Source organism: Bacteroidota bacterium (assembly GCA_016718825.1).
Classification (GTDB): Bacteria; Bacteroidota; Bacteroidia; order J057; family JADKCL01; genus JADKCL01.
This window is the reverse complement of sequence record JADKCL010000005.1, coordinates 86059-111726: the sequence shown is the minus strand read 5'-3', so window position 1 is coordinate 111726 and position 25668 is coordinate 86059. Positions and strand designations below refer to the sequence as shown.

Here is a 25668-nt window from a genome sequence, read left to right as displayed (position 1 = left end):
GAAATTAGGAAAAAGTCCGCAAGGAATGCAATTTGGGGCCATAACTTTTGAGGGGAACGAGATGTCACTAATTTTGGGAATCTACCATCGCAGCAATCGCATTTCAGCGGAAGCTGTCCAACCAATGGTCGATGCATTTTCGCATTACAGCACATACCTGCACCGACGAGATTTCCCCGGATTTATTTTACTCTCCGTCAATGAATTGCAGGACGAGACTGCATTTGCCTCCAATGGTCCGGGAAATCAACTGATCGGATTTATCGGTTCGGTCGTGGAAAATGGTCAGGTCACCTCTCCTCCCGCCGATGGCTTTGGCGCTGCATGGACACGGCTTGGTCCTGCTTGCCTTCCCCAATTGGATGGCGCATTCTGCGCTGCCATCTACGACCCCGATTCGCATCAGCTTACACTGGTCAATGACAAATTTGGAATGCGTCCGCTATTTGTCTGTGCCACGGAAGAATACGTCGTGTTTTGCAATGAGATTGCCCCGCTGCTTCACTTGCAAGGATTCCGGTTTTCGGTGAATAAGGAAGCTGTCACCGACTATTTTTGTTTGGGCACCACCTTGGGTGACGAAACACTGATCGAAGGCATTTCCAATTTACCCTGCGCAGCAAATTGGGTGATTTCAAACGCGACGGTCCAAAAGGCCGCGTATTGGCAACCCAAGATCGCGATCGATCGCGTATCCAGCATCGAGGAGCATGCCAAACGCATTTCGGAAGTTTTGAAAACCATTGTTCAGCAACTCTTCACGCAACTTACAAATGTCAATTGCCTTTTGTCAGCCGGTGCGGATTCGCGCCTGATTTTGAGTTGCATGACCCCTGAGCAGCTCGCTGCAACAAAATTTTTGACGAGCAAGCTTTCGATTCTGGAGGCTTCAGAAGACAAAGATCTTATTGGCGCAACGGCTTTGGTAAGCCACCTTGGCCTTCAACATGAAATCCTCGAAATTGCCTTTTCCGAGCGCGACTTTGGACAGGACTATTTTGACGAATCCCAGTACATTCGCACCGCAAAAATCATCGGCGGCTGGCACGGCGGCGAATTTCTCGGCGGATTTTGCGCCAAGGCAGCACCGATTCGGAAGGAACTGACCTTTGAGGAAGTGGATGCCAAACTCCGCGGGATATTCTCTTGGTGGTTTCGACGAAAGTTGAAGCGTCACCCGTTTGACCATTACCGCACGGTTTTGAATGAAATGACCTCCGAAAACCGTATGCTGCAATTCCAGATGCAGCAATTTTACCGCGGCACGTTTACCAACATTTACAACGGATCACGCGGCACGTGGCTACAACCCTTCGAAATCATCAACCAAGGATTTTCACCCTTTTGGGACAGCCGCTTTTTGCAGGCTTTGTTGGCGATTCCTTTCGAAATGCTTGCCGACTATCAGCTTTACAATGTCATTTTCCGCGATTGCCTGACTTCACTCGCACATATCCCTTCCAATTCGCCGCTGACGCATCGCCCAGACAGTGCGTTGCCGAAGATGACTGCGGGGACGGATCCGAAGATCGCCTTGAAGCCCAAATACCAAAATGCATTGGACCAGTATACAGCCGACCCCGGAACGTGGCGCCGGTATGTTTACCGTCGTCGACGAATGCGACAAACTTTGCTGGATGGGGATTCTCCGATCACGATGCAATTTCTCGACTTTGAAGCCTGGCGACGCCGTTTCAGCAAATTTTGAAAATTCCCCGAGCTGCATTACCTTGGATCTAGAATTAATCCCCTCAATCAATGGACGCTTCAGGAACAGATATGGCAGTGCGGAGCGGCGGACGCATCCGCGGCAAACAGTTGTATGACTTCCGCCTCGTCGAGGCAAGTGATCTTACCGGCTATGAAAATGCGATTGCTGACCTGCAATCACGCAAATACGATGGTATCTGCGTCCGGGGCGCGATTCCTGAAGATGTTGTCGATCAGATCAATGCAGCCGCCGCAAAGTTGCCGCAGGACATCAAGGTGATGATGCCGGTTGGGTGGTCATTTCCTCCGATCTTTGCTGCTCAAATCGGTCAAGCTTTCCGGAATGGCGAGGAAGAAGGGATGAAGCGCATGAAATCCTACTTCGAGATCAGCGAGAAGTTTTACCACAATTCCAAAGACTACCTCGGAGTCGACACAACGGCACTCGTCGAAAAATGGCTCACAGCATTTTCCAACGGTCTCCCGATGGCCATTCCGAAGGGATATGACAACGAAGGTCAGTATGCCAACTGCACCTACCGGGCCTACTACGGTAACGGCGAGGGCAATATCAGCATCCACTGCGCGAATTATTTCCAGACGGCTTGGCAGAAATTTTTCAATCACCTCGAGACCCAAACCGACGTTTACGATCAATTGAGCTTCTTTTTCATGTTGCAGGAGCCTGAAAGCGGCGGGGAATTGACCCTGTATGACTTCGAATGGGAAAAGGGTCAGACCAAGAAGAGCAACCATGAGAACAAGGAAGTGATCATGGCCGACGGTAGTATCCGGTACATCGATGGGGAGGAAGTGCAGATCATCGATCCCAAGAAAGGGGACCTGATTTTGTTTGCAGGCGGCCAAATCTGGCACCGCGTCGAGGAAGTCCTCGGCACCCGGGAAAGGATTACTTTGGGCGGCTTCTTGGACTACGGCTGGGACAAAAAGAAGATATTCTACTGGTCTTGAGGGCCTTAACTAATTAGTGCAATTTCAATCATCTGCTGAAACCAGCTGCCGGAAAAAATATTTCTCATTTTTTAACCGGAGGACTTGCAAAAAGCAAAAACTCCCTGCATCTTTGCATCCCCAAACAGGGAAAGTTCATTGAGCATTGATAAAATTTGGCGGCACCATTCGCCAAAATTTGTAAAAATATATTGCGGGGTAGAGCAGATGGTAGCTCGTCGGGCTCATAACCCGGAGGTCGCAGGTTCGAGTCCTGTCCCCGCTACTAAAAGCCGGCTCCGCCGGCTTTTTCAGTGTGAGGGCGGAGTGTGAGTGAGGAGCGAAGCGACGAATGAACACCCGACAGAGCACTGACGCACTCACACTCCATCTCACACTGAAGCAATCCTTTGACGGCAAAAATTCGAGAGTTCGTGAGAAGCAGTTTGGGCTATTGATTTGATTTCCAAACCCAAACTAGAACACAACCATGTTCGACTTCGAAAAACTCACCGTTTACCAGAAAGCTAAAGCATTCCACAAGGAAATTGTCAATTGGCTACGTAGCAACCCCAAAATTGACAGTGTTACGCGTGACCAACTACGCAGAGCTGCACTCAGTATCCCGTTAAACATTGCTGAAGGCACTGGCCGTTTCACACCTAGGGACCGTCGGAACTTTTACGTCATTGCCAGAAGTTCCATACTTGAGGTCCTATCATGATCTATCGATCGCAGTAAGTGGACTGACTCGGTCGATTTGGTTTCGGAAAATTCCAATTGGTTGCCGACGAACGTTCAAGGATTTTGTCGACACCGATTGAAAATCTCCGGTCTGCATCGGAAGTTTGTCTTTTGCTTTGTGGCTAGCGCGCGCTAAGGCGGGATTACCCTCATGTCGTTGCCAATTTCGACAGAAACTCCTTGAGACCTTTGCCCGCATCAACTACATTGATTTGGTGATTCGAGTAATTACGTGATATAACCGTCAAGACAAATTACCGGGTTCGCACAAATAACTTTTCCAATGCCCTAACCTCGTATTTTCCACCATTACCTAAAAAAATAGATTCGTTTAACTCTGTCATGGAAAGCGGTTTTTGAATGATTTGCATTCTTTGCGGCGACTGTAGCGAATTCGTCTAAATTCTTGCCAGCACGTGAAACTTTATGTTTCCATTGTCGTATTCATGACAAATTCACCCTTTAAATAATTACGATTATGGCAGGAAAGGCTTTTAATGACGGGGAAAAGACTGGTTCAGAAGGTGGAAAGAGAAAACCACCAACTAATGCCAATAGTGCAATTTCGAACATATTTGATTCGAAGTCGACTCGGGACAGAAAAAGAGCTCAAAACGATGCCTATAACAGAGGCTTCAGTAAGGGCAAAAAAGGGTAAGTAGATTACCGCTTTGCCTGTTCTAAAAGTTGAACTGGCATATTTGATATAGACACAGTACTTAAATTTAGATATGAAGTGTTACTATGCTTCACCTATCAGTACTGCAAAGCGCATTCCGTTCTATCTTTTATGAGGAACAAACTTGCTGGTGGACCTGGTCCTTTCAATTGAAAATTTTCCATTGTTGGCAAGAAATACTCAGCCGCCCTACCGAAGTCTCGATGGGGCGGCTAGGCATTGCGACTGCTCCCAACAAATTACCACTCGGCAAAAGCCGTGCAAAAAACCAAAACTTTTAGTGGCTCTCATTCAAACTCCTCAAGCACTTCGTTACTTTTGAAGCTGTGGACTATCGATGTACCAACCCCCAAAATCCATGACAACTTGATTTGAGGTAATCAAAAGAAGACGTAAGGCTAACAATTGTCTGATCGCTTTGCTTTTTACTTTTGGGTGGGGGCCGTTTGAAATCAGTTGCGAATGATTCTTATGTTTTTGCTTGCTAAACAATGTTAATTAGCGTGCAGGGATTGGCAGTATCTAAATGAAACAACCGAAAGTAACACTCAAATTTTGGCAATATAATCTTTGAACCCAATTGGCGTTAGACTTTCCTCCATTCTATTCTCAGATTCCTCATTCAATGCATAACTTATTATTTCCGGATGAATTAACAGGTTCAATTCGCCTTCGGAACGAAAATCTTGTGAAAGAAGTTTCCATTTCAGTAATACGAGTCCCTTTCGCGGAAAAGGTTTGAGGTAAATAGAATTAGATATAAAGCTGTCACCAGGAACTAACGTTTCTTCTTCGGGAACAATCTTTGCCTTTCCTCCTTCTGACAATCGAATCTCTTGGAATCCTGCATTGGCGAAAATTGAAAAAAATCCCTTCTCATTTCCTTTAGCTAAACTCTGGATGGAGGGATCGAAGCAAATTTCTAATTTATAGTCCACGATTGGTTCTTCTCCAGAATTGAAGACTTTTAAGCAGAATGGATAGAAGCTACGATTTACGTAGACGTCATAGGCCCCGCGGCGACCTAAATCCATGTGTCCAAACGGGCTTTCACCTAATCTAAGGTTTGACAAGTCAACTGGGGCAATTGGTGGCGGATAGTTCCTTTCCCAATCATCTTCGTTGATTTTGTCTGTTGTTGCTTCGAACCAAGGTTTGCATACGATCTCTATTTGGTCGTTATCAAAGGTCACTGTCACCTCCCTGCTGGCTTTATAATTTTGACTCTTTACATACCAATCGTGGGTGGTTTTGTTTTCATCGATCAAATCGACAATTGCTTCCCAAGCAAACAAGTGAACTTCAAATAGGCCCTGTGCCCGATGTTCCAGATCGATGCGCCGAATAATTGCCTGGATCTTGCTGTCATTCGGTGCGGTCGTGGCAAGGTAGAACTTCTTAAGTTTTGGTTCAAAGGTCTTTGCTTTCTCGATTTCAGTAATGACCTCTTCTTCTGAGAATTGGTTGTGGGAGTATTCGCTTTTTCCTTTGCATTGGATGCCAAAGTATCCATCTTCTCCTTTTGGTATGCCAAAAATATCTACCCCAAATTGCTCTTGCCCCAGACGACCATGCTGTTGGATTTCTGGACATTTCCAAATCTCTCCCCAAAGTTTTTTGCATAAACTTTCAAAGTCTTGCCAATTTGCCGGCCTTCTTAGTGTCTTTCGGGACTCCATTGAACTATACTGCCTTTTTGTATCAGGTAAACATACCAAATCGTGTCGATGTTTTTCAGTGAAAAAATTCTCCTGCAACAGTAGTGGTTAGCCTTCCCTAGAAACCAGCTGGTTTACAAATCGAGCCTCGACCCCAATTCCGTAAACCCTTCTCAACCCGACACAACGTCATACGGCAAGGCTTCGTCGTTGCAGCCGACACCTTAAACACTATTGAATGTTTCCGCTCCGCCGAAGGCGGACGCAGGTTCGAGTCCTGTCCCCGCTACTAAAAGCCGGCTCCGCCGGCTTTTTCAGTGTGAGGGCGGAGTGTGAGTGAGGAGCGAAGCGACGAATGAACACCCGACGGAGCACTGACGCACTCACACTCCATCTCACACTGAAGCAATCCTTTGACGGCAAAAATTCGGGAGTTCGTGAGAAGCAATTTTGGCTATTGATTTGATTTCCAAACCCAAACTAGAACACAACCATGTTCGACTTCGAGAAACTTATTGTATATCAAAGGGCCTAGTCCTCTCCTTCTGGATAAGGCCAGACCTACTTCACGTCGGCAACAATATGGTCGATGAGGGGCGGCGCAGAATGCGAGTTCGCCATCCCACGCACCATATCCCTAGCACGGACCGGAAACATATAACGGATACCGTGGACAAGGAACTCCTTCAGAGCACCTTTCATCATATGCTTTTTACCGTCACTACTCAGGCCCGCAGTTACGCTGCGCTCAATGGACTCTGTGGCTTCGCTTGAGCTGATCATCAGCTCAGCCAGGAAGGTCCTTCATCCGCCACTCCATACCATCCTTGGCTACGATTTTCAGCAGCAGGACAATTCCTTGTGGGCGCATTCCTCTTTGTTTTCTCATTGCTCCATGCCGCCCTCACTCAGGATCAAGCCTGATCTCCAAATCCGTATCAAAGGTCCCCACATCAAGGCTTTGGGAGACATACCCAGGCTTCGAAGCCAGGATGAAGAATTCATTATTGCCGAAACGTCCAAAATCATAAAGGAAAAAATGTCCAAGACTGTCGGAGTATTCCGCCAAATTTAAGCGGGCTTCTCTTTTGTCAATGTAGTAGAGGCTTACGTGCGCGCTGTCAAGCGGGGCCTCGGTGTCGGCATCCAAGACTCTGCCACCGACGAATACATCGGTTTCACCGCAGCCTGCAAGAGAGCACATCGCAATCACTGAAAAAAGCAGACCAAGGCCACGAAAAAGGCGTGTGAAGAACGTCTTCATGCTACTCAACGATGTTTGAGGCGGACATTGAGGGCTGCATAATTGTTTACACCGATGACCGAGGCGAAGCTGTCTTTTTCGACGACGATCTGTAGGGTCACTCTGCGAGAGCCGAAACCACAGAGACCCGCATCCATGGAAAAACTGCCGCTCGAATCCGTGTAGGTTTCACAAAGCAACTCCCCCGAATCCTTGGAAACCGCGATCTCCATCACATGTGCCCCCACGATAGGCGCACCCGTATCAAAATCTACCACAGAGCCATTAGCAAAAGTCTCAACTTCGCATCCAGAAAGCCCCATTCCCAACAACAGGATTGCCGTCATCCACAGCTTTGAATTTACGTATTCGCCCATACCGAAAGGTAGGCATTTTAGGTGAATGCTGGTAAATCAGTCAGGTACTATCAAGCGGCCCCGTTTCACTTCCTCCACAAAAACCATCGTGCGGCTCAAATCACCCCACAATGGGTTGGAACTTTGTCTCGATGGCCTTCTTCAGTCTAAGAAAGGAGCGAAGCGACGAATGAACACCCGACGGAGCACTGACGCACTCACACTCCATCTCACACTGAAGCAATCCTTTGACGGCAAAAATTCGGGAGTTCGTGAGAAGCAATTTTGGCTATTGATTTGATTTCCAAACCCAAACTAGAACACAACCATGTTCGGCTTTGAATGAATCCTTGCACCGCAACCCTTGAAATCCGCAGTGCTTCCAACAGAAAACCGAAGGCCAAAGCCCTCCGCCCCATGGAGCAACTTTGACAAAGTGGTCGTATCCGATCCCGCAGGTCTGTCTGGCTGGGTCCAACTACAAAAAAAGGAGAGCCAAAGCTCTCCTTGATATTTTAAATGGGGATCATGTGATGATGTCCTCCTTCAGAATCCCTTACTAGGCCCGTAAATTGGCTCCCTGAAACGCCTTGCGATTTTCGCTTTGGGTCCTCTATATCCGGGTGCATTTGCTGAAATTTCAATCTCCACCATGTTTTCTTGATGAGCATTGCCATTGCCATTGGTGGTTTTGGGCAGGATATTGAAATCGACTTGCCATTCTGGATCTGGATCCAAATAACGTGACTGGTCGAGGAGAATTTCTTGTTCACCGCCAATAATACGGTCTCCTTTGATTGTGTAGATTACCTCGGTGACGTCTGGCGCCAATTGACCTACGAGTTTGAGGGTGATGTACGCTTGGTTGGGGGCGTACTCGATCACTTCAACTTGGGCAACGTTCACATTGCCATTGTTGTTTTGTGAATTGCCTTGCGCATTGACCTGTGCGCCCAAAAGGCCTACCATCAACAATACCAAAAAGATTTTTACAGTTCTCATATTCAATCGCTTTGAAGGTTTAAAATAAAAACTGAAACAACGTTAGCGCACACTTTCAGGTGCTGCAAATGTGTTATAAGAATGGACGGTTTTGATTTACGAATGGAATTTTCAGCTCCGAATCGCCGCTTCAAACTCGGCCTTTTGGTATTTGGAGAGCTTGGCTACGAGACCGTCTTTGAGGGGAATCATCATTTCCGATCCGCAGAAAGTAAGGTTCGCCGGCTTTTTCATTTTGAGGACGGGAGTGTGAAGGAGGACAATTTTCCTTTTGCTGACTTTCTGGAAGTCGATCACCAGACTCAACCATGCGAAGGCGGCCGAAATCTGAAGCCCCCTACAACCCCACCAACTCCTCATGATTCCCATCTGCATCCATTGTCACAAGCGCGTGGGTGACGCGCATCTCCGAATATGAAAGCGGCGTCAGGGTGATTTTTAGCCAGATCAGCTTGTTGAGGGTCGGCGAATAATCAGGGAATTTGTACAACACGGAATTGCAGGTTTCCCGCAAGACGGTCTTTTTCCGGGTTTGGATGTCCATCGCATAAATGCCCGAAGGATAGGCAAAAACCAAGGTATGGTCATCCACAAACACAGCCCCGCCGCCGGATTGCCCATTGTCAGGTTCGGACTCGAGGATGATCAAGGAATCCCGTTCCGTATCCGTCAAAGGACAAGTTGCGCCGAATACGCGCCCGGCGAATAGGTCGGATGGTTCCAGGATTGGCCCAATCCAGAATTGATCAGTGTATCGATCGGCGTGCCGTCTTCATGAAACAAATAATACAAATTCGTACCGGTGCCGTTGCTCCTGAAGCCGTAGCGTAGGCCATCGACGTTCCAAACAGGGTCATAATTTGCCCCTGAGGAAGTCAGGGCTTGTAAACTATCGCCGCTTTCATGAATTCGATAAACTGTTCCAGCCCCTTCCACGAACAGAATCCATCCATTTTTTCCCCAAGACGGCACTGCGTCAACGTTGCCTTCATAAATGCAGCGACGCGCAGCCGTTGCAGTGTTCAAGATGCAAATCGACGTGCGATGGGGCACCCAAGTATAGTCAAGGATTACAATTTCATTCGGATTGTTGGGATTGAAGCGGGCACCACCCACAACAGGTGTATCAAACGAATAACGCCAACCCCATCCAGGGCTATCAGGAAGTGCCTTGCAAATCACGTCCGCAGAGACGTCGACTTTGCGGCAGCCTGCCATTGCAGCAAAAAGGGCCAACAGCAGCAAGCTGTGCAATAAGTAGTTTTGGGGTGTTTGGTTCATGGCGGTGTTTCAAGTGGATTATCGTGGCAGTGCCGGCGGAGGTGGTGGCGCAAGCTCAAATGCATTTCGGCCCAAAACCCAGCCGCTTGTCACTTTGCCCGCGTCCTCGATGACCAAAGTGTGGTTTTGATCGCCATACTTGAAGTTCACGGTGATGTTGGCGAGCATATTGTCAGGGCCTTGCCAGCTGGAGAATGAAACCTCGCCGATTTTGGCTTTGGACAGGACGATGCCTTCTTTGGAGGCCATGTCGCTTGCTTTTTGAAAGGCTTGCTCGGCCGATGCCTGAAATTCGGCAATGATTTGCTTCATTTCCTGCTTGAAAGCCGCCAATTCGTCCTCGGGCATATCGGCGGTTGCAAGGAAACTTTCCAAATCCTTTTCTGTCGGAATGACCATCGACAAACCCACCTTGATCTTGCTTTTGCAAGATCTTGAACACGGTCTTGCCCAGCTTTTCCGGCGTCGAATGCGGATAAGAATGCACGCATCCGCTCAGCAACAACGCCAGCATCATTCCCAAAAACGCCGTCCGCAATGAAATTGCTCGCATTTCCATGTCAGATATCTCCCTGCATGATGTAGGCACGCAAATCCTCGACCTGCGCATTGCTCAGGCGCTCTGCGGTGTAGTTGGGCATGTAGGCGCGGTGGCCCGTGTCGGCGTAGGTGCCATGGCGCACGATTTCATACAAAGAAAGGTGGCCCTTGCTGCGCAAGTGCTGACGGAACATGCCAAGCGAAACAGCGCCATTGTCCAGCTTCAGATAATTGCTCGGACCCTGCTCGTCGTGGCACATCAGACAGCTGTTGTTGTAAATGAGCTTTCCACGTTCGGCATCGGCCTTGCGGCTGATTTCGTAACCCTTGCTTTTGTCCTCAGGTGCTTCCAAAAACGTTGCGGGCGAGCCCGAAAGATAGAAGCTGCGGAGCCATTCAGCGGCGGTGGGATCGGAACCTTTGCCTTCGAATGCCTTCAATTTTTTCCAGTCTTCGGCGGTCAGGTTCAAATCACCCAACTTGTAATCAATGGACCAATAATAGGCCAACATGGCCTTCATTTCCCAATCGGTGAAGTCGCGGCCTTGGCTGCAAACCGTGGCACAGAGGTGGATCGCATATTCCAGACTGTTGTAGGCCGGGCGCACCAAGTCGCCGTATTTGCGGAGATAATCCCCATTGTACCAGCTCTTTTTATTGACCGTACCGTACATGGTGGTGGCCGGAAGGAAGGAAAGACGATTCGCCAGCACGAAATCCAATCTGGCATCGGGGTCGCTCACCCGCAAATCCGGATCTTCCTTGGCGGAGTTGTGACAGTTGCTACAAACAAAGTGGCGGCTTTGCAGGCGAATGTTTTTCCCATCGGGCCCTACGGTAGTTCCCGTATGGAAAATTTCCTTGCCTTTTTGCGCCAATTCGGCGGATTCTTCACCCGGATGGGTAACAGGATAAGGTTCACCCAATGCTTTCAGCACATCTGCAACGGGCGTGTCCTTGGTCCATTGTGCTGCCGGGGCATCATCCGAACGCAAAAATTGTGTTGCGGTGAGTCCGAGACCCAACGACAACAAGCCTATAAAAACTATGAATTGGCGTTTCATTTACCAGAAGAATTGTACTGAAAGCAAACTAAAGAAAAAAAGCGAAATATTCACGCCCAACCTTGGGCCACAAATTTTGGAATGGTACGCATCAATGTTGGTTGACGAGCACCTTTTCGACATCGAGCAGGACATCGTCTCCCAACAGCCTCAAGAAATATACTCCTGCAGCATATTCAGCGATATCCAGTTCCATCGTCTGTGCATTTCCTTGGCCGACGAAGGTCCAATCCTTGAGTACTTTACCATCGATACCTGTCATTTCCAACTTCAAGGATCGTCCCTCGAATGCACCTAGCGCCAACTTGAGTCGCAGCTTGCTGTCGACCGGGTTGCCGCGCAAGCGCATCACATCCACAGCCGCAAGCGGCTCGGCCCTTGAAACTGCCTTGGAAATCTCCAAGTCAATCGTCAACGGATGGTGGTCGCTCATGAGCTTGATATAGTTCAGCACGGTATTGCCAACTGCCGCATTCGGTGCGTATGGATTGCCCAGCACCCAATAGGATCCGGGTATGTAGCGTACATCGTCCGTATTGTTGAAAATGCTGTTGGAAACAAGAATGTGGTCAAAACGATCATCCAAAGCCCCTCCTGATCCGCAAGGATTGTTGGGATTGGGGTCCGTGGCTTGGGTCATCGCTGGGCGGCAGTTCGTATTGCCATGCCAATTGCCGGTGAGACCGAGCAGATCATTCAATTTGCAATCCGCATTGGGATGGGCGACAAAGTTCTGAAAGGCCTGCTCCGTGCTACCATCGCCATTAAAATCGCCCTGTACGATGAAATTGCCGGGCCTTGCGAGACTGTCAAGGAAATGCATGATGGCTTCCGCCTGCACCGCGCGGGTATTGGCATCGGAGGCATGGAGGTGTACCTGAACAACCTCAATGAATGTGGTATCTCCCAGCGCGAGCCCGGGACCCTTGTAATAAAACTTATAGTAGTTGATGTCGCGCAAGTTCAGGGTCGGCTCTGGAATCACAGCTTCCTGGGCAAGGCCGAGCTTGTCGCTGTTGTAATACATCATATTGGTCACGTCCTGAAACCCGTTGAAGGTAATGGTCGCGGCCCGGTAAGCTGGGTTGATGGGCTGCAGGATGTTGATGAGCAGGTTATGCGAAGGGCTGGTCGGGCCAGCCGCCGGGCCCATTTCATTGACGCCAAATATATCGGGGCGTGCCAGATTCAGAATGCCGGAAATCCATGTATTCCGTGCCGAAACACCAGTCGGTGTACAGCCAATTCCTGCCGCGCCGTAACGCAGGAGGTTGTAATCCATGATGCGCAGGCTGTCTTGCGCCAAAGTTTGTTGCATCAAACCCAGCATCAGCAAGAACACCCAGCCTGAAATGTGCGATTTCCTCATTCCCCTTTTGAATTGAATACCTGATTCAAAACTAGCACTATTTCGCTGAAAAGCCGTATTTTTAACCCAATGTCCACGATAATTCATCGGCTCCAGAATTTGATCAATGTGCATGCTGCATTCTTGATCCTTTTCGCATTCGGTGCAAATAGGGCCACTGCACAATGGGCGTTTTTGGGTAATCCACTCATCAGTGACAATGCCGTAAGCAGCCAAGCACTCGCCCTTTCCCCGCAATGGAATCCGTACCTCGCCTACACTTCAGGGGGAGCGGTATTTGTGGATTGGTTTGATGGCAGCGAATGGGAAAATCATGGAACACAAGGCCTCCCTACCAACGGGGTGAACGATTGCGCCTTGACATTTTTGCCTGATGGCACAGCCTGCCTTGCGATTGCACCCGATTTGGCAACCTACCAGTTTGACAATGGCAGCTGGCAATGGATGCCTGGGCTCGTCGGCATTCAAAACATCCAAGGATTGCAAATGCGCGTGGCTTCCGACGGTAGGCTCTGGCTCGCCGGATTCCGCGCGGGGCCGACCGACTCTACCTTGATTTTCTCCAAGGCCGTCAATGGCAATTGGCTTGCGCATGGAATGCTGGAGGGCAGGTTGATCGACATGGAATTGGATGATCTCGGTGAGCCCCTGATTTTGATGTCCACTGCGCATGCAATTCTTCACCGCGTCAATGGCTTATGGCAAAATCTTCCCTCCTTTTCTCAACCTGACGAAGAATACATCTCGTTTCAAATGCTCTATGACGGCAGCGGAACGGGAATGGTCACGCTGCGACGCGATACAGCAGATGGGATCACAGCAGAACAACTCAGCCTTGGCGCATGGACACAAATGGGTACGGCAGGATTCACAACTGGAGATATTGCAACGCTGGGACTCAGCCATGCCGGGACTGCTTATGTCCTAAGTGTGGATCACGCAGCTGGCGGACCACCACGCGCCTACGAATTTGTGGCGGGCAACTGGCAATTTTTGGGCGGCCAATCGGTTTACAACAACACGGTGAGTGAACCTCAATGGGCCTTTGACCCGACGGCGGCCTACCTCGTGTTTCGCGACGATGAGGAAAACTCCCGCAACAGCGTCATGTTTCTGGGAACCCCCAACGCAGTGGAAGGCCTTAAAGACCCGAAAACCGTACACCTTTGGCCCAACCCAACTTCGGAATATGTTTGGATCGAATGCAAAACGAACCTGAAAAACGCGGAGATCCAAGTCCGTGACCTCATGGGCAAAATCGTTTTGCACGAACGTACCCTAGGGAACAGCCCCATCAAGCTTTCGGTCGGCCAATTGCCGGAAGGACAATATTCGATCCTTGTGACAAGTTCTCACGAACCACCGCATTACGGCACATTTACCAAACTGAATTGACCCATGCGCATTGTTCTCATTTCTGACACCCACAACCTCCACAATACCCTGAGTTTGCCCGAAGGCGACCTTCTGATACATGCCGGGGACTTTTCCGGCCAAGGTTTGCAAAGGGAAGTAATGGCCTTTTTGGACTGGTTTGGCCGTCAGCCGCATCCGCACAAAGTGCTCATCGCTGGCAACCATGACTTTTTGGCCGATAAGAATCCCGAACTGTTTGAATCACTGATCCCAGAAGGTGTCACCTATCTCAACGACAGCGGTACGGAAATCGAAGGGTTGAAGATTTGGGGTTCGCCGGTGCAACCGTGGTTCCATGATTGGGCATTCAACCGGCAGCGCGGTGCTGAAATCGCCCAACACTGGGAATTAATTCCGCAGGATACCGACATTCTCATCACGCACGGTCCGCCGTTTGGGATTTTGGACAAAGTCGAACGTGGCCCCAATGTCGGCTGCGAAGAATTGATCAAAAAGGTCGAAAGCGTGCAGCCCATGCTCCACGTTTTTGGCCACATTCACGAGCAACACGGCGAATTGCAGCAGGGCAAAACCAAATTTGTGAACGCGAGTGTGGTCAATCATCGCTACCTCGTGGTTTGGGATGCGACAATCGTGGAATTGTAGAATGATCTAAAATCTTGCTTCAGTGAAAGCGACTAGGGTTTGCCCGGCAAGGTCATGGCTCGGACTTCCAATACTTCCTCTTCGGTGACCGACGGCTTCCATGTAGCCGACTTCGGGAAATGCTCCGGGCAATTGCAGGGCCCGAAAAAATCAACTTTGCTTGATCCGCTATCCGGGAGAAAAAACATCATTTGCTCGGCCTGAAGGTACTCATCCAAAGAAGCATAACCCTCAATATCAGCATCTGCTTGCTGAAACCTGACGCGACACAGCGGACAGGTTTCACCAGATTCGGATAGCGTGACAAACCCGCAAACAGGGCATTCCTTGAGCTTGGAGAAATCATATCCGAAAATTCTCACCAAGCCAAAGGCTGCTCCCACCGTCAAAACAGCAAACAGGGCCGTGAAAATCATCCGGAATTTCATGCCGCGTTTGAGGCTTAAATAATGGATGGTCGCACCCAAGGCACCCCAAGCAACAGAAATCGGAATCGCCAACTCAAAGGGCATGCTTGTGTGCTGTAGGAGGTAGAAGGAAACAAATACCACAAAACAGGCAGGAATAATCTGTGCGACCAGCCACCATTTGAGCGTATTCCAATTGTATCGTGGCTTCTTTTCCTGAGTTGCAGAAATTTGTTGTTTCTTCTTTTCCGTCATCGGAATCTATTGCTGATATTGGATACAAAAGAAAAATAGGAGTTACAAGGTAACGTCCTATTTTTCTCAACTACAAAGAGACTTACCCTTAGTTAAAGGGTTTCTCCGTATTCTCCGCCTTTTGGACCTAAATCTCCTACGCAGATTCGGATAAAGTCAATCAGAAGAAGAATTCCACAAAGGCCACCTGTTAGAAGCATGAGAACTCCCAAACCAGTATATCCAAGATAGAATCTATGAATTCCAAGTGCGCCAAGAAAAAAACAAAGCAATAAAGCCACCAATTGACTTTTACCGCCTGTGGTTTTGCCAATCTCGGCTTTGCGCATTTCTTTCTTGACCATTTTAGCGACAATCTTGGCAGCCACTTTCTCCTTGAGGGAGGCTTTGTGATCAACAGGAACCTTGATGGTTTGGGTTGCAGTTCCAGCAATCTCCGAAGATTTGTCGGCTACAGCAGGAGCTGCCATTTCATTTGCTGTGATGCTGCCGGGATTTCCCTGAACGGCAACACCTTGCTCCTTACGCTGTGGTTCGGTGGATTCAGTGCTACGAGCGGCAATCATAAAGAAAGCCACGAGCGCCAATACAGACACCATCGCGTACGTTTTAAATTTTTTCATGTTTTTGAGTTTGGTAATGAATTATTGAGAATCCGAAATTAGAAAAAATTTACAATTCTCCGAATGGAGGCTGCAAAATTTCAGAAGCCCTGACGCACCCATCCAAACCTTAAATGTATGAGCCCAACAAAATCTGCAACTCCATCGCTTGTGGTGACGGAGGAAACGAGGAAAGACCCTTATTTAAGTATTTCGGAGGGTGTCCCATTTTGCTTGGGCACCCGTTTGCTTGAGCGAATCGTATCTCGTCTGATGGTTTTGGTACTCGTTTTTGTGGTGCTTGAATCCACTTTTATTGTCGTCTGCCCGATTTGTGGCGGCCATTTTTCATGCAGCACAAATTTCCATACCGCCCAGCCGATACCGAGAGTGATGCCGAGTTTGATCAGGAAACGCATCAAACTGCCGAGAAAACTCCTGGTTTTGGGCGCATTGACGGATGGCGTATAGGTATCCATCCCTGCGGCAAGGGCCGCTGCTTTGGCAGCTTTCATTTCTTGTTGCAGTCCAACCTTGGCCGTTTGGGCCGTGGCGGTATGCATCGCGCGCAGCATCGCCAAGGTCTCGGCAAGCTCCGGCTCGCGCTTCAATCGCGCTTCACAATCAAGCAAAGCCTCCCCTTCCAACTCTCCGGCGAGATAGGCTTCCAACAGGACGATATCTTGTTCCTGCAATTCCATCTACTGCTGATTCCCTTTCTCAACCATGAGCTTACGCAAACGCAAAATGCATTTGTACTTCTGATTTTTCACATTCTCCGCATTGGTGTAGCCCAATTCGGCAGCGATTTCTTCCATACTCATCTTAAAATAATAGAATCGCTCCAGAATTTTGCGGCAGGAATCGCCAATCGTTTCCAGGCAATCCCGCAAATTCTGAAGGATGGGTTCATTGGATTCCTCCGGCGAATCTTCCACAACTTCAACGGGCGTTTCGAAATCGATCAACTTGGTCTTTCCCTTGTCCTTCAACCGCTTCAACCACAAATTCCTGCACACCGAATATAGATAAGTCTTCAGGGAGGCAGTCAAATGGAATTCGGGTAAACGCAGTTTTCCGATCAACACCAACAATCCATCTTGAAAGACATCGTCTGCCTCTTCATTGGAACCCGAATTTTGCACCACCAAATACCGCACCATAGGATAATGCTGCTGATAAAGGCGCTTGAAAGCATCAGGCTGCCCTAATCGGAGGCCTTGCAGCAATTCTTGTTCTGTGGGTGCGCCCTTCATGTTGGGTTGAATGCCACAATTTAGGAAATGTAACCCAATCGACGGACCAAAATTCTCATTCCGCCAATTGTTGCGCGGGAGGCAATTGGGGCCAATAAAATTGGAATCCCTACCTTTGCGCCATGATTTCAGTCACAGAACTGCAGCAAAGGGCTTTGGACCGCTTATGAAGCAGGACAAATCGAAGCTGCATTGCAGGATTTGAGTTTGGTTTTGCAACAGCAACCGAGCAATGCGACGGCTTGGTACAACCGCGGCATCATTGCTGCAGAGGTCGGTGACCACAAAACGGCTGTCCATGACCTTGGTCGCGCCATCGGCCTGCTCCCTGACAATGCGGACCTCCTGCATGCACGTGCGCTTTCATTGCGAGCGCTCGGTGACCATCCCGCAGCATTGGCCGATGTGGATTTGGCCATCGCCTTGTTGCCCGAAGACCCCGACAATTACCTGCTGAGAGGCAATTGCCTGGTGAAATTGGGCGACCGCAAAGGCGCCTTGTTGGCTTATGGAGAGGCGATTCGCATTTTTCCCGAATTTGTCGCGGCTTGGTACAACCGTGCATTGACCTTCATCGAGCAAAAGGATTATTATCCCGCCTTGCGTGATCTTGGAAAATGTATTGGTTTGGAGGTGAATGCGCCAGGATATTTGATGGATCGTGCAGGCGTGTTTGCTACGTTGGGGGAATTTGAAAAGGCATTGGCCGATTACGATGCGGCCATCCGGCTCAATCCCCACCATCCCGAAATGTACTTTTTGAGGGGGCATGCCTTGGCAAAACTGGACCGCATTGCAGATGCCGTTGCCGCATACAGCACGTCGATTCGACTGAATCCAGGTTTTGCGGAGGCCTATCGCTTTCGTGGTGCTGCCAAAATGCACTTGAAAGACAAATCAGGCTCCTGTGCCGACTTTTTGCAGGCGTCGGAATTGGGTGACCTGGAAGCCCGTGCTTACTGGGAGAAAAACTGCAAAACGAAGGACTAAGCACCTCAATGTCAGCCGTTGAATTGGACCTGATTTGTAACTCGAAATTCAAAAAGGCAGTATTCGCTGATTTGGTTTAGAAATTCGAATGGATGAAGAATGGAGAAAGGCTAAATTTGTCCATTCTTGGGCTTAAAACATCCCAAAATGTATGCACTATGGGTTTGATGGATCCTTCCGAAGACGATGAGCAACGCGAGAAAAAACCGCGATTTGCCCAAGAGTTTGTCTATATCTTCATTTTTCTGGCCGCGGCTGCGATCTATGGTTTGTTGGAGTGGTTGGTCTTCTGAAGGAATTTCAAGGAGGGGCAGTGATTTGCACTTCATTTCTGACCGATGAACCCTTATATTTGAATCAATGAAAAAGCTGATCAGTCTCACCGTGATGATGTGCATGATGGCCTTGCTGTCGGCGCAGCAAGGTCCGCAAAGTCCATTGCGGCTGGGAATGGGATTGCAGGGCACAACTTATGTCGGGGACTTGAACAGCACGGGCGGTTCTTGGGAACGATTCTCACCGGGCGCTGCCCTTTCGCTGCAATTCGCCTCCCAAAAATTGCTTTCGCCCCAACTGAATGTCGGTTTTGGCCGAATTGTGGCGCAGGATCGCGATTTGGAACCGGTGGAGGGTGTACAACCCAATACATTCGTGCAGACTCCCTTTTTTTTCCTCGACCTGCGTTTGAAGGCAAGGTTCCTGCGTGAGGCACCCGTGCATCCGCACATCAGTGCAGGTGTAGGTATGTTGGGGTATTCACCCAAAGACGGCGAAGGCAACAATTTGATCGACAATTTTGCAACCCGCAACGAAGGCGAAACCTATGGCTCCATGACTGCAGCATTTCCTTTGAGTGCCGGCATTGAAGTCCCCGTTCATCCGATATTGCTCCTTGGCCTCGAATACACCTACCGCCCAACCACATCTGACTACTTGGACAATGTGGGTCAAATCGGCTTGCGCAAAGGAAAAGACAAAATGCAAAGCTTGATGCTCACACTTTACGTGACCTTTGACCCCAATGCAGTCACCAACGGGAGTATCCGTGGCCGCGACCGCAACTGATCCGCATACGGCTCATTCTTTTTCGGCAGCCTCGTAAGCCTCAAAGGTCTCGCACATTTTGGCATAAAAATCCTCGCCGAATTTACGCGTCAGTGGACCCTTCAAGAATTTGTACACCGGCATCTTGAGCTGCCTTCCAAGCTTGCATGCGGCATTACAAATGTCCCATCGGTCGTAATTGATCGCTTCCATCTCCATCAAGGCCATGTCTTTCAGCCGCACGGGATACAAATGGCAGGAAATGGGTTTCAAAAACGGAATCTTTCCATCCTTGTGGGCCATTTCGATGCCGCAAAGCGCCATTCCTTCTTTGAAAACCACATAAGCGCATTCCTTGCCGTTGACCAAGGTGGTCGAGGCAAAGCCATCTTCATCCACGACGTATTTCCCTTGTTGGGCGATTGCCTGCTGCGATTTTTCGCTGAGGTAGGGTTGCACCGCCGGATAAATCTCATCCAGAATCGGGAGTTCATCGGCGTCAAGCGGTGCGCCGAGATCGCCCTCGACACAACAGGCTCCCTTGCAGGCATCGAGGTCGCATACAAAATGTACACGCAGCAAGTCTTCGCTCACCAGTTTGTCATCGATTATGAACATGTCTTGAGAAATTGGAGGTTGGATTGGGCGGGCAACAACGGTTCCGCGCCGATGAATTCAGGGATATTGATTAAAATTGGATGGCTACCTGGAACAACTTCGAATCGACTGACATCCAGCGCCAAAGCCTTTGCACCATTGAGGGTAGCCCAACGCAGCAACAGCTCCGAAGGAAGAGGAAATGCCGACTGCAAAGCATGCATTTCCGACAAGATCGACAAGCGGTCATTGCCTGCCAAGCTATCCGTACCCAAACAAATCCGGTCGGGGTAAGCAGCGAAGGTCGGCGCATCGGGCAGCGTTCCATGAATGTAGCGATTCGCCTCCGGGCAAAGGACGAAATAACTTCGTGGCCAGCCTTTGGCAATGAAATCGAGTTCAGGGGAGGTCATTTCGGTGTTGTGTACCAGCAAAACATTGCAGTTGTGCGGCAGTGACTCCGTCACAAAGTCGACGACAGATCTGTAGGTATGTGCCTGAAAAACAGCGCCAATGTCGCGGATGAATGCCATCAAGGGCCCTTCAAGGTCCTCAAACAACTGCCGTTCCTCTTCGGATTCGAGCATGTGGATGCTTTGTGGCCATTCCCGCCGACGGGCATACTCCAACAGTTTGTCGCGCAAGGCGACAGACATCGAATAAGGCGCATGCAAGGTGATGGAAGTATGCCGGCCAAATTCGCGGAGCAGTTCCAGCCCGCGCATGAAAATTTCCTCCGCCATCGCCGGATTCAACCCAAACAATTCGATGAAGTTGTGGAAGAGAAAATCGGGATGTGCCTGTTTGACTTGAAGCGAGGTCACACCATTGCAGATGTCACCGATCGCGGCAATTCCTCCTTGGTGCATTTCCTGCATCGCGGCATGCATCGCTGCAACCTTTTCGTCTTCTGAAAATTTGTCACGCAAGGGTTGCAGGGTCCGTACGAAGCCCGCCATTCCGGTATGCCGCGGAATTTGTCCCTTGAGATGGCTCAACTCCAAGTGACAATGCGCATTGACGAAGGCTGGGCAAATCAGGCCATCCTTCCATTTTGCATCGGCAGCAATTCCGGCTTCAATCGCTTGAACTTTGCCAGCCGCGTCCAAAACCACGGTGTGGTCAGGAAGTAATTCCGTGCCGGTAAACAGCCAATTTGAAGCCAATTTGAGCATGGGCCAAAGATAGGAAAACCTCTCATCGGAACCCGAAACAAAAATCCCGCCTTGAGGACGGGATTTGGCCACGTGGGTGGCTGTATTTTCTATGACGGATCAGAGATCGTCGTCGTCGAGGTCTTCATCGATGTCGATGGCATCGTCGAGATCATCGCCGCCATCGAGCAGGTCAGAATCGTCTTCAAAGTCATCGCCAAGGTCGATATCATCCCAAGAATCATCTTCTTGGAAGAGGTCGTCCATGTCGCCGTCGTCCTCCAAAAGATCATCCATGTCATCTTCCAACAAGTCGTCTTTGACCACTGTGGTGGTTTTAGTGGTTGCGCTTTCACCGCGCATGGCCATCGGCTGCGAAGGCTTGGGTGTCGCAGGCTGCGCGGCGGCGACTGGCTTGGACACGGCTGGCGATGGTTGTGCCACCGGCTTGGAAGGCGCGGGCTGAACAGCCACAGCAGGCGTTGCCGGCTTGGTTGCGACCACAGCAGGAGCTGGTTTGGTCACAGCAGGCTGCGGAGCTGGGGTTGGTTGCTTCACAGCAACGGGCTGGGTTGCCACAGGTTGAGCACCGGCAGGTTGCGCAGCTGCAAGACTGGTCTTGCCGATGGGCTTGCCTTCCAAATCAAAGCGCATACGCTCAACACCTGCGGCATTGGCGACCTGCACTTCGTAGTATTTCTGATTGGTGCGGTTTACAACTTTATAAGCATACTCGACATTGCCCTTGGGATAGGCCGCGGCCACTGCGGAATTTACAGTAGCAGGAAAAGCACCCACGGTTGAGACAATCTTCTTTTGCTGTAGCTGACCTTCCTGATCATAGACATAGACCATTTTCTGGCCTTCCTTGACAAAAGTCGCTTCGTGACTGCGATTGGGCCCGGCCATCCACGTTGCGGCGGCTCCTCCCGAAGAGGCTTGAAATGCCTTCACGGTATTTGCGGGTACGCTGGAGGCCGAAACCGTTTGCGCCATCGTAGTGGTGTGCAAGAAACCTACGAACAAAGCGGTGCCGAGGACAAACCTTCCAAAGCTAACGATCATTCTGTTTTTCATTTTCTGTAGCGGAGGGACCGCATAGATGCACTCCCGAACCTAAAAATAGCATTTTTTTCATTCCTGAAAAGAAATCCACAAAAAGTTTATTTCCATGAGGGTCTTTTTTTTCGGCGGATCATGCTGCCCACTGTGAAAAATTGGAACTTCGAAGGCATGAATTTCGGGAAGTTGCCAGACATCAGCCGGGTGGATTTTACCTTGCCTTCAGACCACGAAAGGACTTCGCGGGTGCTGGCCGCTACAGCCAAATACGCTGACAGTCAACCGCGCATCTACATTGGGGCAACGGGATGGGGCAACAAGGAATGGTTGGGAAAATGGTACCCTGCGAGGACCAAGCCGATCGATTTCCTGACACATTACACCCGACAATTCAACACGATTGAATTTAACATGACCCATTACCGTATTCCGGATGCGGAGATGGTGGACAGGTGGCGGATGCAGGCAGCGGCGGGATTTGTCTTTTGCCCGAAGGTCCCGCAACAAATCAGCCATCGTGCGCGCTTGCGCGCCGAGGAACCCACCCTTCGTTTTGCGGAAGTCATGGCAGGTCTTGGTGAAAGGCTTGGGCCTTCGTTCATTCAACTTCCTGACCATCATGGCCCCAAAGACCTCGATTTGATTCGGGACTACCTGAAAATGTGGCCCGACGAGCAGCGTCTGCATTGGGAACTGCGCCATCCGGACTGGTTTGGGGAGGGAAATGGCATCGCCGAACGGGGATTCGATGCATTGGAGGCGGCAGGACATGGGACGGTGATCACCGATGTGGCCGGCCGGCGTGACGTTTTGCACATGCAATTGACCACCCCGGTTTTGATGTTGCGTTTTGTGGGCAATGGCCTCCACCCGACCGACTATTCCAGAACCGACGCGTGGATAACCCGCATCGGAGAATGGTGCGAAAAGGGGCTCAGGGAAGCTTATATTTTTATCCATCAACCCGAGGTAGAGCAAGTACCCGAATTCACTGCTTATTGGATCAAGGCTTTGAACAAGTCCTTGATGCTCGACATAGCCTTGCCAAAACCGATCGATACTGCCATTCAAGGCACCTTGTTTTAAACTACTTCCTTCGAATCCTATGGAAAATTCATCCGCAGACTCCATTCGCAGCGACCGCAGCGCCGTCAAAAGGCTCAGTGACAGGGGCCACTACGACCGTGATCTTGTCGACCGCATTTTGGACGCGCAAGTCATGTGCCATATCGCCTTCGTGCACGAGGGGCGGCCGCATGTGATCCCGACGCTTTATGGCCGCGATGGGGATCGGGTATTGTTTCATGGTTCGGCTTTGAGCCGTATGCTGCATGCTGCCACCGAAGGTCCGGAAATTTGCTTTTGCGTTTCCATCCTGGATGCAATGGTGTTGGCAAGGTCGGCCTTTCATCACAGCGCCAACTACCGCAGCGTCATCCTGTACGGAAAACCCATTCTGATAGAAGGCGATGCAGCCAAAAATGATGCGCTTCGGATCATCAGTGACCATGTATTGCCGGGTCGCTGGGAAGAATGCCGGCCACCAAGTGCTGGCGAACTGAAGGCAACAACGGTTTTGGCATTGGAAATCAAGGAAGGGGCAGCAAAAGTCAGGGCGCATGGTGCCAAAGACGATCCGGCAGACAAAACCCTCGATTTCTGGGCTGGACTCTTGCCGATCTATGCACAAATGGGAGATCCGATTCGTGCGAATGATCTCCGCGGGGACATTCCGCTTCCGGAAAGCATTAAACAATTTCAGGAGTCCCCTTTTCTTTCAAAGGACAAGGACTTTGACCTCACTTGAACCGTTTGACGGTTCGGGCTTTGTGGTAGCCATATCGGTCATGAAACAATTCCCAACGGAAGACCGCGATGGGCTCCAAGGTCACCTTTCGAATGGGGAACCAACTGAATCCCAGGCCTGAAACGTAGTCCCGTTCGCCGAGAAGGGGCGCGCTGCTCCAGAAGGAATAACCGAATCGAAGGCCAAAGTCTACTACAAACCGCTGGAAAATGGTCTTTTTGCGCAGCGGATTCCAGGTATAACCGAGATTAAGCGCGGCGCTCATGACATTGACGCTTTGGGAAACGGTAACGGGCGGCGCCGTCGCCGCATCACAGGTATTGATCCGTGCACTTTCGTTTTGCCGGCTGTAGACCAAATCCAAGCCCCACCAAGGATGGTTGGCATGATGGTCGGTGGTCAGACCGTTGCGTAGACCCAAACGCATGTGCCATCCGCCATTTTTGAATTGCTTGAGGCATTCGGCTTCCCGGCGGGCAAAGTACATGGGGCCGTGGAAGGTATAGCCACCGCTAAAGGAAACGGCGATCCAATCTTCGTTTTTGGGATAATAAAGCAGGCCTGCATCAAGCGTGCGGCCTAGGATCGGTCCTGCATTGTAGCCTGCAAAAAGTTGCGCATTGACCTCATTTTGAAAGGTCAGGAGCAATCCAGCAAACAATACAAGTATCTTGAGCCAACGCATCGTCGGGTAAAAGTACGCAATTCGGGCAGGAAGGCAAATGAATCGAATCCTAGGCATTTGCCAATTGACTTGCATTGACGTCGCCTTTGCTGTACCGATCGATTTCCCGGTGCATGACCCAAAACCAAAGCGGCGGAAAAACAGCGAGGACCAGCATGCCGGGATACCCCGTCGGCATTTGCGGGCTGCCTGCCATGTGGCGCAAGGTTTGGTATTTGCGTCCTGCCCGGTAATGGTGGTCGCTGTGGCGACTCAATTCGAAGAGCAGAAGACGCCCAAAAAGATGGTCCGAATTCCAACTATGCTCCGGCAAAACGGATTCGTAGCTTCCATTGGCCATTTTCTTCCTTTGCAGGCCGTAATGCTCGATGTAATTGACGGTTTCGAGGAGGAGGAAGCCGCTGACTGCGGCGGCAACAAAATACAACATCACCTGCCATCCGAAGGCAAAAGCGATCGCGGCAAGGGCGGCGGATTGCAGCAGGTGATAGACCACCATTTCATTGGAAAGGGACAGAATGGGCTTGCCCAGCTTCTGCACGCGTTTGTTTTCGATTTCCCAGGCGCTCCAATAGGATCCCCAAACAGAGCGAAACCAAAAGGTAAACAGCCATTCGCCGCGTCTTGCGCTCGCGGGATCCTCGGGCGTAGACACATGCTTGTGATGCCCGCGGTTGTGCTCGATGAAGAAATGCATATATAAGGATGTGAGCAACAAGATTTTGGCCATCCATTGCTCATACCAAGTGCTGCGGTGGCCCAATTCGTGGGCGACATTGATGCCCAAGACACCGCAACCGATACCGGTTGCCCAGATTTTGCCGACGATTTCTGCGACGGTCAACCCCGGCTGACTCAATTTCCAGCTCAACATTACGATCATCCCGACTTGCACCGGGACGATCATGTACAAAAGGAAATCGTAGACGCGATCCTGCTTGACCATCTCCATTTCGGCACCTTCAATGTTGTGCGGATCAGGTTTGATGAGCAATTCCAGCAATGGAATCAGCCCAAAGGCATAGATCGGCAGGCAATAACTCCAAATGCCCGGACCCAAAATGGATATCAACCCAGCGGCAACGCCAGTCAATACGAATGCATATTTGAAGGCACGTAAATGCTTCATGGAAATCTTGGCAACATTGTTTCAATAAGCAAGATATGTAAATTCGCGATGGACTTCCATG

General features: G+C 50.0%; 27 protein-coding genes and 1 tRNA gene. 10 read left to right on the top strand and 18 right to left on the bottom strand.

The window, feature by feature from the left end; all coding sequences use genetic code 11:
* Positions 1–61 precede the first annotated feature (61 nt).
* From IPN95_07015 to IPN95_07000, 4 genes are all read left to right on the top strand, one after another.
* Positions 62–1708 carry a hypothetical protein gene (locus tag IPN95_07015; protein MBK9449152.1) on the top strand — a complete coding sequence of 549 codons (1647 nt, stop codon included), beginning with the start codon at positions 62–64 and terminating at the stop codon, positions 1706–1708.
* Between the two features lie 50 nt (positions 1709–1758).
* Positions 1759–2682: a 2OG-Fe(II) oxygenase gene (locus IPN95_07010; protein MBK9449151.1), complete on the top strand. Its 924-nt coding sequence runs from the start codon at positions 1759–1761 to the stop codon at positions 2680–2682.
* Positions 2683–2874: 192 nt separating this feature from the next.
* Positions 2875–2947 (top strand) — tRNA-Met (locus tag IPN95_07005).
* A gap of 204 nt (positions 2948–3151) precedes the next feature.
* On the top strand, positions 3152–3385 hold the full coding sequence (locus IPN95_07000; GenBank protein ID MBK9449150.1) for a four helix bundle protein: 234 nt from the start codon (positions 3152–3154) through the stop codon (positions 3383–3385).
* Positions 3386–4632: 1247 nt separating this feature from the next.
* On the opposite strand, the gene IPN95_06995 is transcribed toward IPN95_07000, so the two are convergent.
* The 9 genes from IPN95_06995 to IPN95_06955 form a co-directional block, all read right to left on the bottom strand.
* A complete protein-coding gene (locus tag IPN95_06995; protein ID MBK9449149.1) occupies positions 4633–5763 on the bottom strand; it encodes a hypothetical protein in 1131 nt (376 codons plus the stop codon).
* Positions 5764–6646: 883 nt separating this feature from the next.
* On the bottom strand, positions 6647–7006 hold the full coding sequence (locus IPN95_06990; protein MBK9449148.1) for a hypothetical protein: 360 nt from the start codon (positions 7004–7006) through the stop codon (positions 6647–6649).
* A gap of 5 nt (positions 7007–7011) precedes the next feature.
* Complete coding sequence (locus IPN95_06985; GenBank protein MBK9449147.1) at positions 7012–7362, bottom strand: carboxypeptidase regulatory-like domain-containing protein; 351 nt, start codon at positions 7360–7362, stop codon at positions 7012–7014.
* A 525-nt stretch (positions 7363–7887) separates the two neighbouring features.
* On the bottom strand, positions 7888–8343 hold the full coding sequence (locus tag IPN95_06980) for a hypothetical protein (protein ID MBK9449146.1): 456 nt from the start codon (positions 8341–8343) through the stop codon (positions 7888–7890).
* 337 nt (positions 8344–8680) lie between these two features.
* Entirely contained in the window at positions 8681–9016 is a 336-nt protein-coding gene (locus tag IPN95_06975; GenBank protein MBK9449145.1) for a hypothetical protein, read from the bottom strand.
* Positions 9013–9624, bottom strand: coding sequence for a hypothetical protein (locus IPN95_06970; GenBank protein ID MBK9449144.1), 612 nt, complete (start codon positions 9622–9624; stop codon positions 9013–9015). Before IPN95_06970 ends, IPN95_06975 begins: the two co-directional genes overlap by 4 nt.
* Before the next feature lie 18 nt (positions 9625–9642).
* Positions 9643–10023 carry a hypothetical protein gene (locus tag IPN95_06965; GenBank protein ID MBK9449143.1) on the bottom strand — a complete coding sequence of 127 codons (381 nt, stop codon included), beginning with the start codon at positions 10021–10023 and terminating at the stop codon, positions 9643–9645.
* 161 nt (positions 10024–10184) lie between these two features.
* Positions 10185–11228 carry a cytochrome c gene (locus IPN95_06960; protein ID MBK9449142.1) on the bottom strand — a complete coding sequence of 348 codons (1044 nt, stop codon included), beginning with the start codon at positions 11226–11228 and terminating at the stop codon, positions 10185–10187.
* 91 nt (positions 11229–11319) lie between these two features.
* A complete protein-coding gene (locus IPN95_06955; protein ID MBK9449141.1) occupies positions 11320–12597 on the bottom strand; it encodes a hypothetical protein in 1278 nt (425 codons plus the stop codon).
* Positions 12598–12666: 69 nt separating this feature from the next.
* Here IPN95_06955 and IPN95_06950 point away from each other — a divergent pair, with 69 nt between their 5' ends.
* Entirely contained in the window at positions 12667–13992 is a 1326-nt protein-coding gene (locus IPN95_06950; protein MBK9449140.1) for a T9SS type A sorting domain-containing protein, read from the top strand.
* A gap of 3 nt (positions 13993–13995) precedes the next feature.
* On the top strand, positions 13996–14619 hold the full coding sequence (locus IPN95_06945; GenBank protein MBK9449139.1) for a metallophosphatase domain-containing protein: 624 nt from the start codon (positions 13996–13998) through the stop codon (positions 14617–14619).
* A gap of 32 nt (positions 14620–14651) precedes the next feature.
* Here IPN95_06945 and IPN95_06940 read toward each other — a convergent pair whose 3' ends face one another.
* The 4 genes from IPN95_06940 to IPN95_06925 all read right to left on the bottom strand — a co-directional run bounded on the left by IPN95_06940 (position 14652) and on the right by IPN95_06925 (position 17139).
* Positions 14652–15281, bottom strand: coding sequence for a hypothetical protein (locus IPN95_06940; GenBank protein ID MBK9449138.1), 630 nt, complete (start codon positions 15279–15281; stop codon positions 14652–14654).
* 92 nt (positions 15282–15373) lie between these two features.
* Positions 15374–15625 carry a TM2 domain-containing protein gene (locus tag IPN95_06935; protein ID MBK9449137.1) on the bottom strand — a complete coding sequence of 84 codons (252 nt, stop codon included), beginning with the start codon at positions 15623–15625 and terminating at the stop codon, positions 15374–15376.
* 458 nt (positions 15626–16083) lie between these two features.
* Positions 16084–16584 carry a hypothetical protein gene (locus IPN95_06930; protein MBK9449136.1) on the bottom strand — a complete coding sequence of 167 codons (501 nt, stop codon included), beginning with the start codon at positions 16582–16584 and terminating at the stop codon, positions 16084–16086.
* Positions 16585–17139, bottom strand: a complete 555-nt coding sequence (locus tag IPN95_06925) for a sigma-70 family RNA polymerase sigma factor (GenBank protein MBK9449135.1) — start codon at positions 17137–17139, stop codon at positions 16585–16587.
* A gap of 201 nt (positions 17140–17340) precedes the next feature.
* Here IPN95_06925 and IPN95_06920 point away from each other — a divergent pair, with 201 nt between their 5' ends.
* Both IPN95_06920 and IPN95_06915 read left to right on the top strand, forming a co-directional pair.
* Positions 17341–18129 (top strand): tetratricopeptide repeat protein, encoded by a 789-nt coding sequence (locus IPN95_06920; protein ID MBK9449134.1) that lies wholly within the window; start codon positions 17341–17343, stop codon positions 18127–18129.
* Positions 18130–18489: 360 nt separating this feature from the next.
* Positions 18490–19194: a hypothetical protein gene (locus IPN95_06915; protein ID MBK9449133.1), complete on the top strand. Its 705-nt coding sequence runs from the start codon at positions 18490–18492 to the stop codon at positions 19192–19194.
* Between the two features lie 12 nt (positions 19195–19206).
* On the opposite strand, the gene IPN95_06910 is transcribed toward IPN95_06915, so the two are convergent.
* From IPN95_06910 to IPN95_06900, 3 genes are all read right to left on the bottom strand, one after another.
* Positions 19207–19791: a DUF3109 family protein gene (locus IPN95_06910; protein MBK9449132.1), complete on the bottom strand. Its 585-nt coding sequence runs from the start codon at positions 19789–19791 to the stop codon at positions 19207–19209.
* On the bottom strand, positions 19782–20945 hold the full coding sequence (locus tag IPN95_06905; GenBank protein MBK9449131.1) for an amidohydrolase family protein: 1164 nt from the start codon (positions 20943–20945) through the stop codon (positions 19782–19784). The genes IPN95_06910 and IPN95_06905 overlap by 10 nt, the downstream gene beginning before the upstream one ends.
* A gap of 99 nt (positions 20946–21044) precedes the next feature.
* Positions 21045–22001 carry a hypothetical protein gene (locus IPN95_06900; GenBank protein MBK9449130.1) on the bottom strand — a complete coding sequence of 319 codons (957 nt, stop codon included), beginning with the start codon at positions 21999–22001 and terminating at the stop codon, positions 21045–21047.
* Between the two features lie 156 nt (positions 22002–22157).
* On the opposite strand from IPN95_06900, the gene IPN95_06895 reads away from it, so the two are divergent.
* Positions 22158–23072, top strand: a complete 915-nt coding sequence (locus IPN95_06895; GenBank protein MBK9449129.1) for a DUF72 domain-containing protein — start codon at positions 22158–22160, stop codon at positions 23070–23072.
* 19 nt (positions 23073–23091) lie between these two features.
* Entirely contained in the window at positions 23092–23793 is a 702-nt protein-coding gene (locus IPN95_06890; GenBank protein ID MBK9449128.1) for a pyridoxamine 5'-phosphate oxidase family protein, read from the top strand.
* Here IPN95_06890 and IPN95_06885 read toward each other — a convergent pair.
* Both IPN95_06885 and IPN95_06880 read right to left on the bottom strand, forming a co-directional pair.
* Complete coding sequence (locus tag IPN95_06885; GenBank protein ID MBK9449127.1) at positions 23786–24535, bottom strand: hypothetical protein; 750 nt, start codon at positions 24533–24535, stop codon at positions 23786–23788. The genes IPN95_06890 and IPN95_06885 overlap by 8 nt on opposite strands.
* Positions 24528–25607 (bottom strand): alkane 1-monooxygenase, encoded by a 1080-nt coding sequence (locus tag IPN95_06880; protein MBK9449126.1) that lies wholly within the window; start codon positions 25605–25607, stop codon positions 24528–24530. Before IPN95_06880 ends, IPN95_06885 begins: the two co-directional genes overlap by 8 nt.
* Positions 25608–25668 lie beyond the last annotated feature (61 nt).

Excerpts from the sequence above, each read along its gene's own strand:
- IPN95_06940 (MBK9449138.1), bottom strand. The coding sequence starts at position 15,281 with ATGACGGAAAAGAAGAAACAACAAATTTCTGCAACTCAGGAAAAGAAG.
- IPN95_06945 (MBK9449139.1), top strand. The coding sequence starts at position 13,996 with ATGCGCATTGTTCTCATTTCTGACACCCACAACCTCCACAATACCCTG.
- IPN95_07010 (MBK9449151.1), top strand. The coding sequence starts at position 1,759 with ATGGACGCTTCAGGAACAGATATGGCAGTGCGGAGCGGCGGACGCATC.
- IPN95_06900 (MBK9449130.1), bottom strand. The coding sequence starts at position 22,001 with ATGAAAAACAGAATGATCGTTAGCTTTGGAAGGTTTGTCCTCGGCACC.
- IPN95_06960 (MBK9449142.1), bottom strand. The coding sequence starts at position 11,228 with ATGAAACGCCAATTCATAGTTTTTATAGGCTTGTTGTCGTTGGGTCTC.
- IPN95_06935 (MBK9449137.1), bottom strand. The coding sequence starts at position 15,625 with ATGGTCAAGAAAGAAATGCGCAAAGCCGAGATTGGCAAAACCACAGGC.
- IPN95_06890 (MBK9449128.1), top strand. The coding sequence starts at position 23,092 with ATGGAAAATTCATCCGCAGACTCCATTCGCAGCGACCGCAGCGCCGTC.
- IPN95_06985 (MBK9449147.1), bottom strand. The coding sequence starts at position 7,362 with ATGGGCGAATACGTAAATTCAAAGCTGTGGATGACGGCAATCCTGTTG.
- IPN95_06880 (MBK9449126.1), bottom strand. The coding sequence starts at position 25,607 with ATGAAGCATTTACGTGCCTTCAAATATGCATTCGTATTGACTGGCGTT.
- IPN95_06995 (MBK9449149.1), bottom strand. The coding sequence starts at position 5,763 with ATGGAGTCCCGAAAGACACTAAGAAGGCCGGCAAATTGGCAAGACTTT.
- IPN95_06970 (MBK9449144.1), bottom strand. The coding sequence starts at position 9,624 with ATGAACCAAACACCCCAAAACTACTTATTGCACAGCTTGCTGCTGTTG.
- IPN95_06950 (MBK9449140.1), top strand. The coding sequence starts at position 12,667 with ATGTCCACGATAATTCATCGGCTCCAGAATTTGATCAATGTGCATGCT.
- IPN95_06930 (MBK9449136.1), bottom strand. The coding sequence starts at position 16,584 with ATGGAATTGCAGGAACAAGATATCGTCCTGTTGGAAGCCTATCTCGCC.
- IPN95_06885 (MBK9449127.1), bottom strand. The coding sequence starts at position 24,535 with ATGCCTAGGATTCGATTCATTTGCCTTCCTGCCCGAATTGCGTACTTT.
- IPN95_06910 (MBK9449132.1), bottom strand. The coding sequence starts at position 19,791 with ATGTTCATAATCGATGACAAACTGGTGAGCGAAGACTTGCTGCGTGTA.
- IPN95_07015 (MBK9449152.1), top strand. The coding sequence starts at position 62 with ATGTCACTAATTTTGGGAATCTACCATCGCAGCAATCGCATTTCAGCG.
- IPN95_06905 (MBK9449131.1), bottom strand. The coding sequence starts at position 20,945 with ATGCTCAAATTGGCTTCAAATTGGCTGTTTACCGGCACGGAATTACTT.
- IPN95_06955 (MBK9449141.1), bottom strand. The coding sequence starts at position 12,597 with ATGAGGAAATCGCACATTTCAGGCTGGGTGTTCTTGCTGATGCTGGGT.
- IPN95_06990 (MBK9449148.1), bottom strand. The coding sequence starts at position 7,006 with ATGAAGACGTTCTTCACACGCCTTTTTCGTGGCCTTGGTCTGCTTTTT.
- IPN95_07000 (MBK9449150.1), top strand. The coding sequence starts at position 3,152 with ATGTTCGACTTCGAAAAACTCACCGTTTACCAGAAAGCTAAAGCATTC.
- IPN95_06915 (MBK9449133.1), top strand. The coding sequence starts at position 18,490 with ATGAAAAAGCTGATCAGTCTCACCGTGATGATGTGCATGATGGCCTTG.
- IPN95_06965 (MBK9449143.1), bottom strand. The coding sequence starts at position 10,023 with ATGGTCATTCCGACAGAAAAGGATTTGGAAAGTTTCCTTGCAACCGCC.
- IPN95_06925 (MBK9449135.1), bottom strand. The coding sequence starts at position 17,139 with ATGAAGGGCGCACCCACAGAACAAGAATTGCTGCAAGGCCTCCGATTA.
- IPN95_06895 (MBK9449129.1), top strand. The coding sequence starts at position 22,158 with ATGAATTTCGGGAAGTTGCCAGACATCAGCCGGGTGGATTTTACCTTG.
- IPN95_06980 (MBK9449146.1), bottom strand. The coding sequence starts at position 8,343 with ATGAGAACTGTAAAAATCTTTTTGGTATTGTTGATGGTAGGCCTTTTG.